The sequence below is a fragment of the Mesorhizobium sp. BR1-1-2 genome (assembly GCF_020165435.1).
Classification (GTDB): Bacteria; Pseudomonadota; Alphaproteobacteria; order Rhizobiales; family Rhizobiaceae; genus Mesorhizobium.
This window is the reverse complement of the sequence record NZ_JAIUID010000007.1, coordinates 234,149-251,984: the sequence shown is the minus strand read 5'-3', so window position 1 is coordinate 251,984 and position 17,836 is coordinate 234,149. Positions and strand designations below refer to the sequence as shown.

At 58.4% G+C, this 17,836-nt stretch carries 19 protein-coding genes; 8 read left to right on the top strand and 11 right to left on the bottom strand.

The window, feature by feature from the left end; genetic code table 11:
* The first annotated feature begins 57 nt into the window (after nucleotides 1-57).
* Nucleotides 58-1,098, top strand: coding sequence for an extracellular solute-binding protein (locus tag LB551_RS18850; protein WP_224660080.1), 1,041 nt, complete (start codon nucleotides 58-60; stop codon nucleotides 1,096-1,098).
* Nucleotides 1,099-1,331: 233 nt separating this feature from the next.
* A complete protein-coding gene (locus LB551_RS18845; RefSeq protein WP_224660079.1) occupies nucleotides 1,332-2,123 on the top strand; it encodes an enoyl-CoA hydratase/isomerase family protein in 792 nt (263 codons plus the stop codon).
* Nucleotides 2,124-2,431: 308 nt separating this feature from the next.
* On the opposite strand, the gene LB551_RS18840 is transcribed toward LB551_RS18845, so the two are convergent.
* The 3 genes from LB551_RS18840 to LB551_RS18830 all read right to left on the bottom strand — a co-directional run bounded on the left by LB551_RS18840 (nucleotide 2,432) and on the right by LB551_RS18830 (nucleotide 4,783).
* The gene (locus LB551_RS18840) at nucleotides 2,432-3,157 is read right to left on the bottom strand and encodes an amino acid ABC transporter permease (RefSeq protein WP_224660078.1); all 726 of its coding nucleotides are present in this window, start codon (nucleotides 3,155-3,157) and stop codon (nucleotides 2,432-2,434) included.
* On the bottom strand, nucleotides 3,154-3,861 hold the full coding sequence (locus LB551_RS18835) for an amino acid ABC transporter permease (protein WP_224660077.1): 708 nt from the start codon (nucleotides 3,859-3,861) through the stop codon (nucleotides 3,154-3,156). Before LB551_RS18835 ends, LB551_RS18840 begins: the two co-directional genes overlap by 4 nt.
* Before the next feature lie 100 nt (nucleotides 3,862-3,961).
* A complete protein-coding gene (locus LB551_RS18830; protein ID WP_224660076.1) occupies nucleotides 3,962-4,783 on the bottom strand; it encodes a transporter substrate-binding domain-containing protein in 822 nt (273 codons plus the stop codon).
* A 539-nt stretch (nucleotides 4,784-5,322) separates the two neighbouring features.
* On the opposite strand from LB551_RS18830, the gene LB551_RS18825 reads away from it, so the two are divergent.
* Entirely contained in the window at nucleotides 5,323-6,294 is a 972-nt protein-coding gene (locus tag LB551_RS18825; protein ID WP_224660075.1) for an enoyl-CoA hydratase/isomerase family protein, read from the top strand.
* 219 nt (nucleotides 6,295-6,513) lie between these two features.
* Nucleotides 6,514-7,308: a GntR family transcriptional regulator gene (locus tag LB551_RS18820; protein WP_224660074.1), complete on the top strand. Its 795-nt coding sequence runs from the start codon at nucleotides 6,514-6,516 to the stop codon at nucleotides 7,306-7,308.
* Between the two features lie 81 nt (nucleotides 7,309-7,389).
* Here LB551_RS18820 and LB551_RS18815 read toward each other — a convergent pair whose 3' ends face one another.
* Nucleotides 7,390-8,895: a tripartite tricarboxylate transporter permease gene (locus tag LB551_RS18815; protein ID WP_224660073.1), complete on the bottom strand. Its 1,506-nt coding sequence runs from the start codon at nucleotides 8,893-8,895 to the stop codon at nucleotides 7,390-7,392.
* A gap of 6 nt (nucleotides 8,896-8,901) precedes the next feature.
* Nucleotides 8,902-9,444, bottom strand: coding sequence for a tripartite tricarboxylate transporter TctB family protein (locus LB551_RS18810; protein ID WP_224660072.1), 543 nt, complete (start codon nucleotides 9,442-9,444; stop codon nucleotides 8,902-8,904).
* A gap of 305 nt (nucleotides 9,445-9,749) precedes the next feature.
* On the opposite strand from LB551_RS18810, the gene LB551_RS18805 reads away from it, so the two are divergent.
* Nucleotides 9,750-10,787 (top strand): Bug family tripartite tricarboxylate transporter substrate binding protein, encoded by a 1,038-nt coding sequence (locus tag LB551_RS18805; protein WP_224660071.1) that lies wholly within the window; start codon nucleotides 9,750-9,752, stop codon nucleotides 10,785-10,787.
* A gap of 229 nt (nucleotides 10,788-11,016) precedes the next feature.
* On the opposite strand, the gene LB551_RS18800 is transcribed toward LB551_RS18805, so the two are convergent.
* Entirely contained in the window at nucleotides 11,017-11,538 is a 522-nt protein-coding gene (locus tag LB551_RS18800) for an EF-hand domain-containing protein (RefSeq protein ID WP_224660070.1), read from the bottom strand.
* A gap of 1,017 nt (nucleotides 11,539-12,555) precedes the next feature.
* On the opposite strand from LB551_RS18800, the gene LB551_RS18795 reads away from it, so the two are divergent.
* Nucleotides 12,556-12,774 (top strand): hypothetical protein, encoded by a 219-nt coding sequence (locus LB551_RS18795; RefSeq protein ID WP_140551844.1) that lies wholly within the window; start codon nucleotides 12,556-12,558, stop codon nucleotides 12,772-12,774.
* A 528-nt stretch (nucleotides 12,775-13,302) separates the two neighbouring features.
* Here LB551_RS18795 and LB551_RS18790 read toward each other — a convergent pair.
* Entirely contained in the window at nucleotides 13,303-13,512 is a 210-nt protein-coding gene (locus LB551_RS18790) for a hypothetical protein (protein WP_224660069.1), read from the bottom strand.
* A gap of 147 nt (nucleotides 13,513-13,659) precedes the next feature.
* Nucleotides 13,660-13,839: a hypothetical protein gene (locus LB551_RS18785; RefSeq protein ID WP_140551845.1), complete on the bottom strand. Its 180-nt coding sequence runs from the start codon at nucleotides 13,837-13,839 to the stop codon at nucleotides 13,660-13,662.
* 389 nt (nucleotides 13,840-14,228) lie between these two features.
* Between LB551_RS18785 and LB551_RS18780 the strand changes: the two genes are divergently transcribed.
* Nucleotides 14,229-14,429 carry a hypothetical protein gene (locus LB551_RS18780; RefSeq protein ID WP_224660068.1) on the top strand — a complete coding sequence of 67 codons (201 nt, stop codon included), beginning with the start codon at nucleotides 14,229-14,231 and terminating at the stop codon, nucleotides 14,427-14,429.
* A gap of 345 nt (nucleotides 14,430-14,774) precedes the next feature.
* Here LB551_RS18780 and LB551_RS18775 read toward each other — a convergent pair whose 3' ends face one another.
* The 3 genes from LB551_RS18775 to LB551_RS18765 form a co-directional block, all read right to left on the bottom strand.
* Entirely contained in the window at nucleotides 14,775-14,996 is a 222-nt protein-coding gene (locus LB551_RS18775; RefSeq protein WP_224660067.1) for a hypothetical protein, read from the bottom strand.
* Between the two features lie 103 nt (nucleotides 14,997-15,099).
* Complete coding sequence (locus tag LB551_RS18770; protein WP_224660066.1) at nucleotides 15,100-15,273, bottom strand: hypothetical protein; 174 nt, start codon at nucleotides 15,271-15,273, stop codon at nucleotides 15,100-15,102.
* 473 nt (nucleotides 15,274-15,746) lie between these two features.
* Nucleotides 15,747-16,007 carry a DUF982 domain-containing protein gene (locus tag LB551_RS18765; protein WP_224660065.1) on the bottom strand — a complete coding sequence of 87 codons (261 nt, stop codon included), beginning with the start codon at nucleotides 16,005-16,007 and terminating at the stop codon, nucleotides 15,747-15,749.
* A 614-nt stretch (nucleotides 16,008-16,621) separates the two neighbouring features.
* On the opposite strand from LB551_RS18765, the gene repA reads away from it, so the two are divergent.
* Complete coding sequence (gene repA / locus LB551_RS18760) at nucleotides 16,622-17,824, top strand: plasmid partitioning protein RepA (protein ID WP_224660122.1); 1,203 nt, start codon at nucleotides 16,622-16,624, stop codon at nucleotides 17,822-17,824.
* The last annotated feature ends 12 nt before the right edge of the window (nucleotides 17,825-17,836 follow it).

The window sequence follows — 17,836 nt, the reverse complement described above, 5'->3', positions numbered from 1 at the left end:
CGAACCGGAAAAAACCGCTTCTTGCGGGATAACTGAAGCATAAAAACGGAGGAAACAATGGAAAGAAAACGTTGGGGCCTTGCGGCATGGTCCTTGAGTCTGGCGGCCGCGTTCTTGTCTTCTTCTGCCATCGCGCAGGCCAAGACAGCGCTTACGGTCTATACGACGCTACAGAAGGAAGTGCTGACGCCATATGAGAATGCCTTCGAAGCGGCTCACCCGGATATCGACGTTAACTGGATTCGCGACGCGGGAGGAGTGATCCATGCGCGGTTGCTCGCCGAGCGCGACAATCCGCGCGCCGATGTCATTTTCGGCGTGCCGGTAACCGACATTGTAGGTCTTGCCCGCGATGGTTTGATCGAGCCGTACGCGCCCAAGGACTACATGAAGCTTCAGCCGAAGTTCAGAGACAAGCAAAACCCGCCGCTTTGGACCGGGCTGGAGATGTACCTGAACGTCATCTGCTTCAACACGGTCGAGGCGGCGAAGAGGGGCATTCCCGAACCCAAGAGCTGGACCGATCTTGCCAAGCCCATCTACAAGGGGCAGATCGCCATGCCCAATCCGACCATGAGCAATACCGGCTACGGTTATGTTCACAGCTGGATCCAGAAGATGGGCGAGGAAAAGGCCTGGGACTTCCTGTCCAAACTGCACGAGAACGTGTCGGTCTACACCAACTCCAGTTCCACGCCCTGCAAATACGCTGCGACGGGAGAATATGTGATCGGTCTCTCCACCGATCTTACCGGACCCTTCCTGAAGACCAAGGGTGCGCCGCTGGCCCTTCTCGTTCCCGACAACGAGACCGCATGGGACATCGAGTCCACCGCCATGGTCAAGGGCAGCAAGAAGCCCGATGCCGCGAAAGTGCTGATCGACTGGGGTGCGAGCAAGGAAGCCCACGCACTCTTCAACAAGTACTACGGGGCCGTTGGAATGGACGATCTCAACAATGGGCCGAAAAATTCGATCCCCAACGGTGCGTCGAAAGCAGCCGACTACAGCGTGGAGTGGTCGATCGACAATCGCCAGCGGATTCTCGAGGAATGGGCCAAGCGCTTTGATTCCAAGTCCGAGCCAAAGCCCCAGTAGGCGTTGACGACTGTCGGCACCAAGGGCGGTCCGCGGCGGGCCGGCCCCCTTGAAAAGGGCTCTTTATCAGACATCGCCGCGCTTCTCCTCGAATGCACGGAGATGTCTGTTCCCCTCGCGCCAGTCGGTTTGGATCGCGCCGGCTGTCGCGCCTTCTGAAATTTTCGCCGGAAGTGTATCGCCCGACATCCGAGCGTACTTGTCGACGTCGAACCACAAAGGACAAATCACGGATGGTTACCTCTCCTGCCATTGAGTTTTTTCATATCGAGCTCCGAAATGGCGTGGCCCTCGTCACGATCGACAGACCCCCGGTCAACGCGATGTCGCGCGAAGTCTATGAAAGCTTGGACAGAGTGATCGACCATATCGAAGCCACGGAGGAGATCCGCGCGGTGGTCCTGGCTTGCAAGGCCGAGGCAAGGGCATGGATCGGCGGTGGTGACCTGAACGAGTTCCTCACACTGAATTCCGAAACGCGCCGCGACCGACACGCCTATGTCGAGAGCGTCACGGATCGCTTCTACAATCTTTCCTGCCCCACGATCGCGGCGGTCAGCATGCCGGCGCCGGGCGGAGGAATGGTCATTGCGAGCTTTTGCGACATTATCGTCGCGGCGGATACAGCGTTCTTTTCAATGCCTGAGGTCGACCGGAGCCTGACCGGTGGCGCCGGCGCCTACCTTTTGCGGTTGCATCTGCCCGTTCCCTTCATCCGGGAAATGATCCTGACGGGCCGCAAGGTCAGTGCCAAGGAGCTGCATGACGTCGGATTTGTCAATTACGTCGTGCCGAAGGAGGGCGTGCTTTCGAAGGCTTTTGAAATCGCGGAAGCTATCGCGGCAAAGAGTGCTGCAGCCGTACGAGCGATCAAGAAAAGTGCAAACCTGATGGACAGGGCGGGCTGGGATGAGGGTCGCGCCGCGGCGCACAGGCTAAGTGAAACGCTGGTGGACGGCCCGGACTACAAGGAAGCTATCTCGGCATTTCTCGAAAGGCGTAAGCCGTCGTTCACCGGCCGGTGAGAGGGTGTGGGGAGGCCAATTTGCGGCGAGCCGATCGAGCATGGGCGAGCGGCTTCGATGTTGATCGATCATCCTCTCATTCCACGCCGGAAAAAGCCTTCTTGGTCCTCCGCTTAAGGCCGGGGCCGTAGTGGTCCTGCAAGGCGCCTGGACTGCGGCGGCCTGGCCAGTCATGCCTCGGCCAATCCCGATCGCGTATAAACTCGCTCCTGACGGACGCGCCGCGCTTTAGACCAGTCTGTCGGCCATCGCCACGCCTCGCCCGTTGCTCGCGGTCGAGGACGTGTTCTCGCGAATTCCCGACAATATCAATTGCCGGCCGAAATCCTGGGCACGATGACTTTGTTGGGAGTTAGCGGCTGCACCTCGACACGCGTCTCGAGGCAGCGCACGGCCAGCCCGATACCGTAGCAGATCGCAAAATATGCAAAGGCGAGTATCGCAAAAACCTCGAGCGGTTTTGTCAAGGTCAAGCTGTTGACGTGGCTCGCCGTCAGGCTGAGTTCACTCACGCCTACCATGTAGCCGAGCGACGTCTCCTTCACCACGATCGTGAGTACGTTAAGGATCCCGGGACTGACATTGAACAGAACCTGAGGGAGGACGATCTTGAAGGTGATCGGGAACCAGCGAAGCCCCAGCGCATGGGCGGATTCGATTTGCCCCTTTGCAATGGCAAGGATGCCGGCGCGGATCACTTCCGACAGATATGCCGATTGATAGATTGCTATCGAGGCGACAAGCGTCGTGAACCCGGTCAGGGGGAAACCGATCAGAACCGGCACGAACAAATAAATCCAGAAAACGAAGAGAAGCTGGGGGATGCAACGGACGAAGTTGACATAAGTGGAAATCGGCCACGCCAGCATCCGAATCCCGCTGGTCCTGGCGAGCGCGAGCAGGACGGCCAATGGAAAAACCAGCGCCATGCTGAGGATGGACAAGATCAAGGTGAGCACGAGGCCGCCGAGTGGGCCTTGGGGGTACTCCCCAATCAGCATGTAAAGCCCGTCATCGCGCAGAAGTTCGATCATCGGCTGGCACTGCCGGGAATTTGGAGCCAACGATTGCAGGCATGGCCGCCGCCAATAAGAACGACCGAGCCTATGAAATAAACCACGGTCGCGATCGAGAATATCTCGAAGACCCTGAATGTCTCGGTGGCGATCTCGCGCGAACGGTACATCAGCTCGGCAACGCCGATCACCGCGGCCACGCTCGTGTTCTTGTAAAGGGAGAGGACTTGGTTGACGATCGGGGGAAATGCATGCCGCACGGCCTGCGGCAGAATTACGAGCCACAGCGTCTCGGCAAAGGAGAGCCCGATGGAACGCGCGCTTTCATATTGCGTCTTTGGAATGGCCCGCAAGCCGCTGCGCAAATCTTCCGATATGAAAGCGCCTCCATATAGGCTGAGCGCGATCGCGGCGAATGTGAATTCGGCCCCATGTCTGTTGGCAAAGTCTCCGACAGCGTTCGGCAATATCGAAGCGACGCCGAAATACCAGACGAGGAGATGGACGAGCAACGGTACGTTTCGCTGATATTCGACGAAGGCGGCGACGGCGACCTGCCCCGGTTTGATGGGGGCCGACCTTATACCCGCCAGGATGATGCCGATTAACAACGACGCGAACAGGCAGACGATGAAAAGGATGAGCGTCGTCTCAAGCCCGCCGATCAGTCGCCGCAAATAGTAATCATCACGCAGGATGCTGTAGTCTATGTGATAACCCATGCCGGCTACCTTGATAATGATCTTCGATAACCAGGAAGATGATGATCCGCGCCGGGCGGTCGGGCGACGCGCGGATCAAAAGTCGAGCAGGTTTCAAACATCATTCGGTCAGAGGTTTGCCGACCTTGTAGTTGCGCGTCAGCTTGTAGTCCGAATCCTTGCCCAGCCACTTGTCCCACAATTGCTGGGCCTGCCCGGACGATTCGAGCCGATCAAGGAATCCGTTCAAATAATCACGGAACCGGTCCTCTCCCTTGCGCACGCCGAAGCCGGAGCCCTGGACCAACAGCGGCGGATCGAGAAGCCGGATCTCAGGGCTGCCGGTAGCGGAGCGTAACTGCAGGCCGACGGCGGCAGCCGAGCGCTGCACAGTGGCATCCACCTTACCTTGCTGCATTGCCAGGAAAGCCAGAGGTCCGTCATCGAACGCAATGACATCGGCGTCAGGAAATTTGCGTTCGGCCGCAACCTGGTAGAGGGAGCCTTTGGCAACCGAAATACGCTTGTCCGACAATTCTTCGACCTTCGTTATCGAAGAATCCTTATGTACGATAAAATAGAATCCATCTTCAATATACTCGTTACTGAAGTCAATGATTTTCGCGCGTTCTTTGGTGTAGCTCATCAGTGCGTCTAGAACATCCACTCGGCCTTGAACAAGTTCCGGAACCCGCGTGTCTGCGGAGACCACCTTGTATTCCATTTTTACCTTCAAATCCCCGGCGAGGATCTTGCACAGGTCGACTTCGAATCCAACCATCTCGCGAGTTTTGGAGTCATTGTAGGCAAAAGGCTGCACGACGGTGAGGCCGCAAACGATCTTGCCGGCTGATTTGATTGTGTCCAACTGATCGGCGGATGCCGCCGATATAGTGGTCAGCAACATGGCCGACGCTGCGGCGGAGATGCAGAGAAATTTCATGGTTGTTCCTCCCTGGAAGGCTCAAACTCACTTACTGTCGACGCTTTGTCAAGGAAAGCAGCCGATACCGCCATCATGGGATCGAAAACGTCTCCTAGTGTCGACTCTCAGTTTGTGACCAAGACATAGATCTTGGGCTGAATGCGACTACAAGCAGCCCGGTGGGACGACCCCGGGTCATCTCAGGCGAAAGCAGTGGATCCGGCTCATTGAACGAGACGGAAATCGGACGGAAGGCCCTTGGGATAAGTGTAGGGATCCTGCGGTATCATCAACTGTCGACTTTAGCAGACGTACCGCGTTAGCAATCTACCTGTCTCTTTCGCTTCCATCCATTTCTTGGCGGCCGAACGCCGGATTTCGTGACGCATCACGGCGCCTCCTGGGTCTCAATTCCGGCGCCAACAATTTGCCGTCCGTATAATTTTTCGACGCAGGTGCAGGTCAGGTGCCGAAATGTCGGAATGACAAGAAGTCGACACTTATTCAATTTCGTGGGATGAAGGTGGTGGGTCGCTGTTCGCCGGAAGGGCCGACATATGAATGGCAGGAATAACGCGTCGATACAGTCGGCAAGGCAAGGCCAGGCAGGGCGGATTACACTGAATGAACCTGCCTCGCTCAACGCGCTCAGTCCGGCGATGGTGGGCGCGCTCGGCGCTCAACTGGCCGCATGGCGTGATGATCCGGCGGTCAAGTGGGTTGTCATCGACGGAGCCGGCGACAAGGCATTTTCGGCGGGCGCCGATGTACGGGGAATGTGGCGCCATGCCGTGGCGAGGGAATATGCGGAGATAGACCGCTATTTCGCGCAGGAATACGCCATCGACCTCATGCTTGCCGAATATCCCAAACCCTGCATTGCGCTGGTCGACGGCATCTGCTTTGGCGGCGGCATGGGGCTGGCTGTACACGCCCGGTATTCGCTGGTCACAGAAACAGCCTCGTTTTCCATGCCGGAAACCCTGATAGGCTTTTTTCCCGATGCCGGTGCAACATGGTTCCTGCCGCGGCTTCCCCATCCTCTGGGTATCTATCTCGGGTTGACCGGTGCAAGAATAACAGGAGCCGATGCCGTCAGATTGGGTCTGGCAAGTCATTTTGTGCCGCACAGCCGTTTCAAGACCGTCGTTTCCGAGATCGTCACGATCGGACCCGAGAGGCTGGCGACGGTTGATTTTCCCGTGCCTGCCTTTTCTCTTGCGGCGCAAGAGACGCAGATACGCAGATGTTTTGGATCCGACAGTCTGGAGGCAATCTTTGCCCGTCTCGACGAAGACCAGAGCGAGTGGGCAAAGCGGACCAGGCAGACCCTGGCTGGCCGGTCGCCAGCCTCTCTCAAATGGGCCTTCCAAAGCTTGAGAAGACCCGGAAAGGGCCTGGCTGAATGTCTGCAGAACGAGCTCGAACTGGCCGCCGTTTCGGCCCGGCATCCAGACTTCGAGGAGGGGGTGAGGGCCGCGCTGATTGACAAGGACAAGTCGCCGCGCTGGCACACCATTGGTCGCTAGAGGCGGATCTTCAAATTGGAACATGTCGCCGCTCCGATGCGACATTCCTCAGGTGTGGAGCTTCGCCACGCCATTGGCACTCACTGATCGCTCACGGAATGGCGATCCGAGGGGGCGGCGGTGACGAGCGGCCAAGAACAGGGGAGCGACGCCAGCTTTCCTTTTGCTGCCGAAAACATATACTGATCCGCAGAGGCGCAAACATCTTAAGGAAATGGCTTGTCGGTAAGAAGCGGTCTAGACAATGAAGCACTGGCTGGCTTTTCAATAAACCCGGAAGGCGCTTTCCTATCGAAGGCGGAATCCCGCCAGCGGGCAGAAAAAATCGCTTGGCGCCTTGTCGCCGAACAACATGATCGGCCCTCGCTGGTTTCCAGGATCGCTTGTGAGGTGGCTGCCGAGGTTGTGGAAGACATCAGACAGCCCGGCACCGATCTCAACTCGGTGGAACTTGCCCGACGTTATAAGACCAGCCGCACGCCGATCCGTGAGGCCCTCATGCTTCTGGAGAAGGAGGGTCTGGTCGAGATGCCGCCGCGGCGTAGGCCGCGCGTTGCGGATCTCACGATCAAGGAAATACGCGATATCTATCGTGTTCGCGCCAATCTGCTGGAGCTTATCGCCGGTGACATCGCGCGCGAAACGCCGCTTGAGGACATAAGGACATTGAAGCCCATGCTCGAGGCGATGGAAGCATCAAGCAAGGTTGGCGATGTGAACGCCTTTTTTTGGGCCAATGTCGACTTTCACGAACGAAATACCGAGCTTGCCAGCAACCGCACCGTCAAAAAGATCATTGATTCGCTGTTGCTCAGAACGTTGCGGTTGAGGCGTATCGGCCTGTCACAGCCCGGCCGGCTACATCAATCTTCCGACGATCATGAACGTCTCTATCGGGCGTATGAGAACCGAGATTCGAATCTGGCGGCGGCACTGATCCGCTCGAACCATATCAGCGGCCTTGCCGTGATCGAAAGGATTTATTTGTCTCAGGGAACGTTCCATACCGGCTAGTCTGTTCAGATGCTGGCCGAAGGCGCAATGCCACTCAAGGCCCTTTTTGCCGGCCAAACGCAGGAGCATGCGGCAAGGCGTCTAGTTGGCCAATTGCCTCTTCAGCGCGGTGCGCATGCCGAAGTACAGCTGTAATCCGACCAGGACCACCGCGGCCGCCAGAAACGAGGCACTGATTGGCCTCGTTAAGAATACGCTCAGGTCTCCGCGCGACAACAGCAGTGTCGTGCGGAAATTTGTCTCTACGAGCGGGCCCAGCACGCAGCCCAGGATGATCGGCGCCAGCGGAAAATCGAAGATCATGAACAGGAGGCCCATGAAGCCGAAGATGAGCACCTCGCCGACACTGAAAAGGCTGTTGTTGGTGCTGAATACTCCAACAGCAATGAAAAGCAGCGCCGAGGGGAACATCAGGCGGTAAGGCACCTGAAGCAGTTTCACCCAAATACCGATCAGTGGCACGTTGAGTATGAGCAAGATGACATTTCCGATCCAGAAGCTCGCCACCAGACCCCAGAACAGATCGGCATGCTCGGTGATCAACTGAGGTCCGGGCTGTATGCCCTGGATGAGCAGCGCACCCAGAAGCAAAGCCATCACCACGTCGCCGGGAATGCCCAGGCTCAGGGTCGGAATGAAATCAATCTGTGTCTTGGAATGGGCGGCGGCCTCGGGAGCGGCGACGCCCTCGAGCGCTCCATGGCCGAAGCGCTCGGGCGTCCTGGAAACCCTGCGTTCGAACGCATAGGCGACGAAAGTGGTTATGGTCGGGCCGGTGCCGGGCATGGCGCCAAACAATGTCCCGATCAAGGTGCCTCTGACCATCGGAAAGAATGCCTGCTTCAATTCCTTGAGTGACGGGCGCATGTCTTTGAACCGCACTGCGGCCTGCGTGCCGACATGCTGGATGTGGTTTACGTTCTTGAAGAAATCGGCCACTCCAAACAGGCCCATCGCCAATGCGACCAGTTCGACCTTGTCGCGCAATTCGTCGAAACCGAACGTGAAACGGGCAACGCCGCTGTTGGGATCGGTTCCGATAGTGCCGATCAGCAACCCCATCGCCGTCATCGCTATGCCCTTGAGAGGCGAACCTCGCGACATTGTGGCACCAGCGACAAGCCCGAAGAACATGATGGCGAATTCCTCCGCCGGACCGAATTTAAAAGCCATCCGCACGAGCAGCGGCGAGGCGAATATCATTACGACGATACCGAAGGATGCGGCAAAGAACGAGGCGAGCATCGTCAGCCCAAGCGCTGTCCCCCCCTTGCCTTTCAGCGTCATGGGATACCCGTCCAGACAGGTGACGGCATGCGGAGGGTGCGATGGCATGTTGAGCAATATGGCACCGATCGCGCCGCCATATTGCGATCCATAGAAGATGCCTGCGAGCATCAGTAGGGCAGGAACAGGACCCAAGGCGTAGGTAAGAGGCAGCAGTATGGCAATGGCCGACAATGCCCCCATGCCGGGGAGCACGCCGACCAAATTGCCCGCGAGAACGCCGAAGAGCGACCACATCAAGTTGGCTGGCTGCAGCGCGACGGTGAAGCCGTACCACAGATCCGACAAGGATTGCTGCATTGCCGGTCAGCCCCACTGGAACAGAGGCAACTGCAATTGCAGCGCCCACCAAAATATCACCACACAGACGCACGTCATGAACGAGGCGAGCAGAAACGCAGAAACAATGGTGTTGGCGCGATCGCCGAGCGCTGAGATGAACACGATCGCGAACGTCGCCGGCAACAGTCCGCCATGCCGGCCAAGCAAGACGAAGGCCACTATCGCGAGGGATATGCAGATGCATCCTCGCCAATCCGGCGCATGCGCAATCTCGGAGGTTTTGGCAGACTCCACGGCGCTCGGCCGCTCGATCATTGCTATGGTGATCCCCGTGACGACGAGGATGGCTCCGAGTGCCGCGGGAAAGAATCCTGGACCCATCTCCGTGAGCGACCCGACGTGATAGGAAAGTCCATGCGATAAGGCGAAGATGCCGATCAGCACGATCAATCCGCCGCCGTAGAGGCCCTGTCGTGACTGGATTCGGGAAAGAAGCCCCGCATGGCTCGCCGCCGGCTCCTGGAAGACCGGCGCTTTTCCGTCACCGTTAGTTGGATTCGGCGTCATCGCTCCACGCATTTATCACCTGGACTCTCAATCGTGGCGCTTTCGCCACGAGCGTGAATACCCAGATAGTGTCGACAATTACCGCCTCGGTCAAGGCGGAAGATCGATTACCACTTCAGGTAATATAGCGCCGTTTGGCAGTTTTCCGGCACATCAAGACGCCTTCGTGGCCTTGACATGGAGTGGTAGTGTCGACATTATCGTCCTGGACGCAATGCCTTGTTGTCATGCAACGTCTCCCGCCGGCAATCGGCTCACAGGGCATCGGGGATTGCCGAAAAACCAAAGCTGATGGGGAGTTGGAATTGAAAAACCGGTCGAAATTCATCGGGGACAATTCGGGCGGTCTCGGCGGGTCAGTTGGTCTTGACCGCAGGACATTCTTGCTTGCCTCTGCCGCGGTCGCCAGTTCGCTGGTCGCACGCCCCAGCTTCGCGTCGGAGTATCCTGACGCTCCGGTTCATCTGGTCGTTTCGACGGGAGCTGGAAGTGGAACAGATATCATCGGACGCGTGGTAGCCAAGCAACTGACCCAGCAACTCGGAACGCCGTTCGTCGTTGAGAACCACACGGGTGCGGGGGGGATCGTGGGCAACGAGTTTGTGGCGCAATCGAAACCCGACGGTTACACCGGACTGATCATGGACACCGGCATGGCGATCACTGCCAATATGTACAGGTCGCTTCCCTACGACAGCCTGTCCGATTTCACGCCGATCACCCAGATTTCGCGGGTGCCTACGGTTCTGGTCGTCAATCCGTCATTGAACATCAAGACGTTGAAGGACCTGATCGATTACGCGCATGCCAATCCGGGCAAGCTAAACTACGGATCAAGCGGGGTCGGGGGCTCGATTCAGTGCTACTTCGAGCGATTCAAGGCGGCCGCGAAAGTCGACATCAAGCACATCCCCTACGATGGTGGTAGCACGATGATGGCGGCAGCGTTGCGAAATGACGTGCAACTGCTGATGACCGCAGTCGCCACCACCAAGTCCTATGTAAAAAGCGGACAATTCCTGCCACTTGCGGTGACGGCGGAAAAGGATCGCGTCCCCTCCATGCCTGACGTCCCCACGATGGCGGAAGCCGGTTTGCCCAACATGGCCATCTATTCGTGGTCCGGGCTCGGTGGCCCCAAAGGGCTGTCAAATGACATTGCCGACAAGCTGCACCTGGAAGTTGCGAAAGCTCTTGCTGATCCGACGGTGAAGGCTTGGTTCACTGCCCAGGATACGGAGACGGTCGGAAGCAGTCCGGACGAATTCAGCAAGTTCTTTAAAAACGAAGTCGATTCTTGGCAGCAGGTCATCAAGGAGGCTAATATTCCAACGCAGGGATAACGCTTGCGCGAACGATCTCAGACGCCGTCCTCGCTCATTTGCCGGCGGCTCAATGAGCCGCGCCGGAAGCCGGTAGCCGAAAACCTAGGTCGCCAGCCTGGTAAGCCCACCTTTGGACCGAGGTCTGCCCGAGGGCATCGCTCTTGGAAACGTCTTGTGACCGACGTTCACAGGGTCGCGGGCACGCTCTGATCCGCACTTTGGAACCCCTTCACAACCGACAGCGGCTTTAGTTTTGGTCCTGATCTCCCGCTCGCTGGAAAAAGGACCTGAGTTCCTGCATGTCGACGTCATCGTCGCCGTTCTCGTCGATGGCGTTGAATATTCGCCCGACAAAATCCTGGACTTCCGTGTGCGAAAGCGCACCGTCGCCATCGGTGTCAACAATCGCAAACATGATGCGCATCCTTGCGCCGTGCATCATACCGGCTTTGCGGCCTTCCTTCATCCGCCGCTTTTCATGTGGACCCATCTCGTCATGTGGACCCATCTCGTCGTTTCGATAGTCGCGGTCCTCGTCGCGTCGTAAATTCTCATGATCTTGGTCCTTCACCATTTTCTCTTGGAGCATTTCCCCCATCATCTGGCGCATCATTTCACGCATGGCGTCTTGATTCTGTCCGCTCGCTCCGGGGGAGTGATCCTGCGCTGGTGCTGGGGGCGCGGGAGCATTCGTTGATTGAGCGAAAGCAGATGAGGTCAGCATGGCGAAAGCCGCGGCGAATGCTGTGGTTCTGCCAAGTCGTGTCATTGGGCTCTCCTTTGGAGGTGGCTACGCCGATTACCTCGGCACGGGAACCAAACCAGCAGCGCACTTGATAGTTCCTGCCGCGTGGAGGATGACCGGCGTGTGCGCGGAGTTCCGGCTCAGCGGTTGCGGGCGACAGTCTTCCAGTCGAAGCGCCTCCTCACGACCAACATTACGTCCGGAGCGCCGGTGAACTGGGCTGCGGAGCACGTGAAGCACTTGGTGTCCCGGCCCCCAGGCGCGGGCAAGCGAGCCCCCATTAGCCTGGGGCGCTCGTGACGAGGGCCATGACGGGCGTGGCGGACCTGGCCCGGTCCATCGCAAAGTTGCAATGTGATACACTAGCCATTTGGGGCCGCATGGTTCTTCTTGAGTCTTGTGGTCAACATCCAGCATCTGGAGCCAGGCGCCGTCTCCTTTGCGAGGTGAAAAGCCAAGCTTGGAAGCCGAACATGGGAGCGATGGATGCGCATCAGGCTCACATGATGGCCTGACGCGGTGCCAGCGCTACAAGCTTCCATTTTCTGAACTATCGCACCAGTTTGCGTTCTCGTGACCATTACTCACGAGTGCCATTTTCCGAATTACACAGGGGGCATCCGGGCTACTGTCTCGTGAACTTGCGCATTCACGTGGTTGCCGACTGCGATGAATGCTGGTCCTGTGGCTTTGCGGCGGACCTGAGGTTCGTCACGGCCGACGCGGATGCTGACGCTTCCAAGCGCTGCGTCGGCCGGCTCCCCGCGGAACACGCCTTGTCTTTAAATCGAGACCTGTGCTGGCGCAGATCTGCTTCGCCCTTCCAGGCGTCAGCTATTCAAGTTGTTTCCCTTCACCTTTCGAAGGTGTGCCCGGCTCTTGAAGTGGACGCGATCCCGCGCAGCGCTGGCGACGGCAGATCCAGGGCGGGTATATCATTGTTAAATGACGAAGCCAGCGCAGGGTGCGATGGAAGGTCGTCAGCGGCTCCCTCGAGCTGCTGAATGACCGCATTGGCCTGCAGAGGACTACAGGATACAGATGCATCCATCAGACATCGCCATTTACCCAAACGATCTCGCAATGCTGCAGCTGGTTCTTATCCGGTATTGCTCGGAGAGACAGTGCAGCCTGGACTCCGCCATGGCCCATGAGGCAGCATGTGAGTTGATGGCACTGTTTCAGGCCGGCATCGAGGACGAAGCCGAACTCGAACGCATCCTTTCGCGCCACACTTTGCCGTTTCGGATGGCGGGTTAGGCCGCCTGCCCTTCTATAGTCAACCGCATCTGACGGCGTGCCGGGCCAGCAAGCGCGTTTTCCGGGCCGTCATCCTGTGGCAGCCAGTATGGAAGGATGGCTCTTTTCCGATATCCAAATCTGCTTCAGGGGGCTGGTCAATTGCTTTCTCCTTTCGGCCGTCGAGGGCCAGATCGTGACGCCGAGCCGCTGCGGCCTGGGTGAGCTTACGGTCATCGAGTCATGGCTGGGGCAATTCAAGGCCACGTGCGGCTGCGCCCCACGATCGCGGTGTCGGATTTGGCCTGCGCCATTTCGAGAATGCCCGCCCTCCCCTTTCAACGAGACACGATGTCAAGGGGCTGCGAGCTTTATGAACAGGACGCACACGCTGCTGCGAGATTGCCATGCCGAACGGGGTGCTTCGAGCCCACGTGGGTCCCCTGCCCCGATCGTGATCTCGGTGCCGGCCGCGAACGGTACAATGGCGCCGAGCCCAACCTCGTCAGGCGCCTGCTCCGATGAGCACCATAGCCGAACTCGTCTGACTTAGCGTCCCAGCGGCAGTCTGGACGCCTCCACCAGTTCTTCCTCGTCTCTCAATCCGGCCATGTAGTTCGCCACAATCCGGCTCGCCAGTGCTTCACGTTGCTGTGGAGACTGCCGCGCAATATTCAGCCTGTCGAAGACGCGTCCCAGCAACGCGACTTCGGACGGGTCGAACACACCGGCATCTTCAGCTTTCTGATAGATCGGCATGCTGTCATTCCCTCAGCATTGCTAAGCCAGCTAATCAGATCTAAGGGAACCGCACAAGAAAAAGCCCGCCCGTCCCTCGCCACGGTGGCAGCGATCTCGGTCCGTCAGCCTTGGCCGCATGGGACCCTCGTGGCGACGGGTTTGAAGTCACTGCCCGGATTTGAGGAAGCGAGCCTCACGCACCAATGAGTTCCAGTCGCTGCCGATCAGTTCGATCAACCGGCGAGCGTCAGCTTCGGAAATAGCCGTTTCCTGCGCCAATCGCCGGACCAAAATCTCGAGCTCGGGCCTGGCTGCCGGCCTCTTCTTCCCATCGTCCTCGGCCATATGCGCCTCCTTTGGAGCCGAACGCGAAGAGAAGCCAGACGTTTCAACCTAGCCGACAGGAGAACAAAAAAATCGCTGGCGTTTGTTGATCGCTTCGGTCGGGCCATTTCCTGCCGAGGAGGACCACCCGGTTGCTCACGGGTCAACAAGGTCGCGTGAAGGCATCGTTCTGCCCTCGTCACCTTTATCGCTGGGCTCATCAGTTCTGCATCACTGTTTGCTGTGGCTAGGATCGAGGCCCGTGGAAAGGTCAGCAATCACTGCGAGGCCATGCGCAATTGATAGGCCGACGGCGCAAAGCCACTTGCACCGTAAGCTAAAGCTCGCAAATTGGGCAAAAAGCCTAGATACTGGAAAAGTGTAGACCTCTCCAAGCATCTAAGGGGATCATGCCTGACCAGAATACCCTGATCCGCGCTGCAATCGGTCGGCTGCTGTCCGAAAAAACCGGCGCCCCTGTCATCTCGATGAAGGAAAGCATCGAAGAGCTACATGCCCAAATCGGCGCGGCGACGACGGACGACAGTCTCCAGGATCTGCTGCTCGAAATGGCCGAGGTGCGGGGCATGATGGTTGTGCTCGACGCTTAGGACCTGCGCCCGACCGCAAGTCGCCAGCGACGTAAGGCTCGGGGCCGGTCGTCAGCGTGCGCCGAGGATGAAGTCGGCACCGCGATCGGCGAGGGTTTGTCGCCGGTATGCGAAATCGAGCACTCAACGACCTGGCTGCGGCTGAACGGTGGACGCGTCAAACCGCGCGGCGCCGGCAGGAGAATGTGTTCTTATTTTGTTCACAATGGCTATATCAGCCGAGCTGGTAAACGCCGTGCGAACCTCCGGCCATGAAGGTCGCGGGTGGCGTCCACCACGTCGTGCCGTTTTCGGATCGCAGCGATTGCCATCAGTCGGCTCTTTTAGGCATGGACCAGCAGATCGTCACTGTTCGGCGGTATCGAGCAGCATCGCCATCTGTCGCGCGGCGGCGCTCTCCATGATCAACTGTTCAAGTTCGAGACGGTTCATACTGGTTTTGACCCGCCGTCGGATAGGCGATGACGCCAGGGACATCGATACCGCAGTTCCCCGTCCGTGGTCATCCAAATATCGGCCAATCTCAATAACCACATCGGCATCGACATTGTTGGGCAATTCTCGCATCGGCCACATCCCCGCGTGGCAATATTGAGCAAATAATTTGCTGACTGTCGAGCACAGCCATCACCCTATGTCGGTGTGCCACTTTGCACAGGCTGGGTCGGAGCTAATTGCGGCCGAGCCGTTCGCATTCTTCACTTTGTCCGCCGATTTCCTGGCACAGGTCGATGTGCCCAAGGCGGTTGTTATCGTCGTCGATCGCCATGCGTCTGTTGTACGCGGCCACGATATCTTTCAATTGCGAAATCCTTCCGGCCCTGTGGCCGCTGGCATAGGCCATGCCGGCGATACAGCCGCATAGCAATTGCGGTCTGCCTGGTCTGGACCGTCTACCTGCCAATCGTCGGCCTGCGCCACCTTATGGGAGGGTGAGGCGGCCAACGACAAGTCTCTATCCGGAGTGCGCGCTCTGGAAAATTGTCATCCATCTGCGCTGCGAGCGACTTCCATCAACGTGTCATCAGGGGCAATCCAAACCGCCTCGTTGCGTGGTCAATGGCGCGCCGCTGATCCGAACGGCGATCCGCGCAGGCTTCTGCCCGACTAGGTCATTATGGTCGGCATCCCGCACGATAGCGTTGAGCCGGTAGCCAGCTTTGCGGCGTCCAACTCGACGATTTCAAGGTCCGGTCGTTAGCGCGCCGCCCGAATGGGACAGAGGTGAACCTCCCCTCCCCTCGTTCTGCGGCTTGCCAACTTTTGGCCAGCGCGCGACTTCATCTGTGGCCTTGATCTAGCTTTCCACAGTGACTCTCAAGCCATGGCCTGATCGGTTTCGCCGAGAAAGACTTGGGCGTCCTTGGCAGCCGCGATGAACGCATCTCGTGCCATTCTCGGCGGCTTGCGACCGTTGATCACCTCGAGGCAAACCTCCATCGCCCTGAGGCGTTTGGCCGATTGTGGCGCAGGCCATTCTCTCAGGAGCAGCCCGGCCGCATCGGCGACGGTGATCACCACCCGATCCCGATCAATGCGCCCGAGCTGAATTATCACTGGCTTGTGGAAGCGCTTCATCCCCAACCTTCCGGTCCCCCCGGCGTTGCGAGCCACAACAAGGCTGGCTGCAACGCTCGACGGTGCTTTTGGTTCCCTCAACACCGACGCCCCGCGAATGTGCGCTCCTCGGTGCCTGGCCGTCTGTGCGGGTCCGGTAGCGAGCGGAGCAGGTGAATCCAATCGACGGACGCAGGCCAGCTTGCGCCAGCCGGTGCAACCGCAGTGTCTGGCCCTCCCCGCCTCTTGACGTTGACGCCTCGTCAAGACGCGTCGGCCGATGCCTTCACGCACATCCCGTGAATCAACGAGGAGATCGCCGAGAATGGAGGAGCGCAATTGGCTCCGGTAATCCAGGCGGCGGCTTGCAACGTCGTGGACGGCGTGTCAGCCGTTCCGATCCGCATGAGATCGTCCTTTATTGCCGGCGGAATTTACTGCAGTAAATTCGTGCACAAATCGCAACGGAAACAATCATCTAGGCTTTCGGCCGAGCGTTTTGACCGGATGGCGTTCGCGGTGGCGTTAACTTCTTGTTAAGCCAAAACTTCTTGCCGGGGGCTGCCGAATCGGAGCTTAATGGCGGTTGGCGGGTCGTTTCACGGCAAAAAGCGCCAATTCAGGTTTCCAGAAGTATGAACATCGCAATGCGGCTGCCCAGCTTCGAGTTTGACGACAAGATCCTCGAACATGGGGCGGAGATATCGCGCCGGCTCAATCAGCTTCGCATGGAGAAGTTCCCTCCCAATGCGGCGAAAACCCTGCGCACGTTCTCCATGGCTGAGGTCGCCCACTATCTCGGCGTCTCGCAGAACAATCTGAAACGGCTTCATCTCGAAGGCAAGGGCCCGATGCCTGACCAGGCGGTTTCGGGCCGACGCAGCTATACGGCCGGGCAGATGCTGGAGCTTCGTCATTTTCTCGACCAGCACGGCAGAACCGAAGTCAAGAAATACGTCCCCCATCGCAAGCCGGGAGACAAGCTGCAGGTCATCGCAGTCGTCAATTTCAAAGGTGGTAGCGGCAAGACCACGACCGCGGCCCACCTCGCCCAGCATCTTGCACTTACCGGCCACCGCGTCCTTGCCGTCGATCTTGATCCGCAGGCCTCCCTGTCGGCGCTGCATGGCTTCCAGCCGGAGCTTGATCGGAATCTCTCGCTTTATGAGGCAATCCGCTATGATGAGGAACGCAGGTCGATAGCCGACGTCATCGTGCCCACGAATTTCCCGGGCCTGGACATTGTCCCGGCCAATCTTGAGCTTCAGGAATATGAGTACGACACGCCCTTGGCCATGCAGGACAAAACGTCCAATGCCGGGCGTCAGTTCTTCCTGCGCATCGCCAAGGCTCTGGGCGAGGTGGACGACCGTTACGACGTCGTCGTCGTCGACTGTCCGCCGCAGCTCGGCTATCTCACCTTGACCGCCATGTCGGCTGCGACATCCGTGCTGATCACCGTGCACCCCCAGATGCTCGATCTCATGTCCATGAGCCAGTTCTTGCTGATGCTGGGCGGGATCTTGAAAACCATCAAAGGGGCGGGCGCGCAGATACAGCTCGACTGGTTCCGCTACTTGATCACGCGTTATGAGCCCACGGACATTCCCCAAGCGCAGATGGTCGGCTTCATGCAGTCGATGCTGGCTGGCCAGATCCTTGAGCATCCGATGCTCAAGTCGACGGCCATATCGGACGCTGGGCTGACCAAACAGACGCTCTACGAGGTGGAGAAATCGGCCTTCACCCGCACCACCTACGATCGGGCGATGGAGTCGCTCGATGGCGTCAACTCCGAGATCGCGTCCCTGATCCATCGTGCGTGGGGCAGAAGCTGATGTCGATGATTT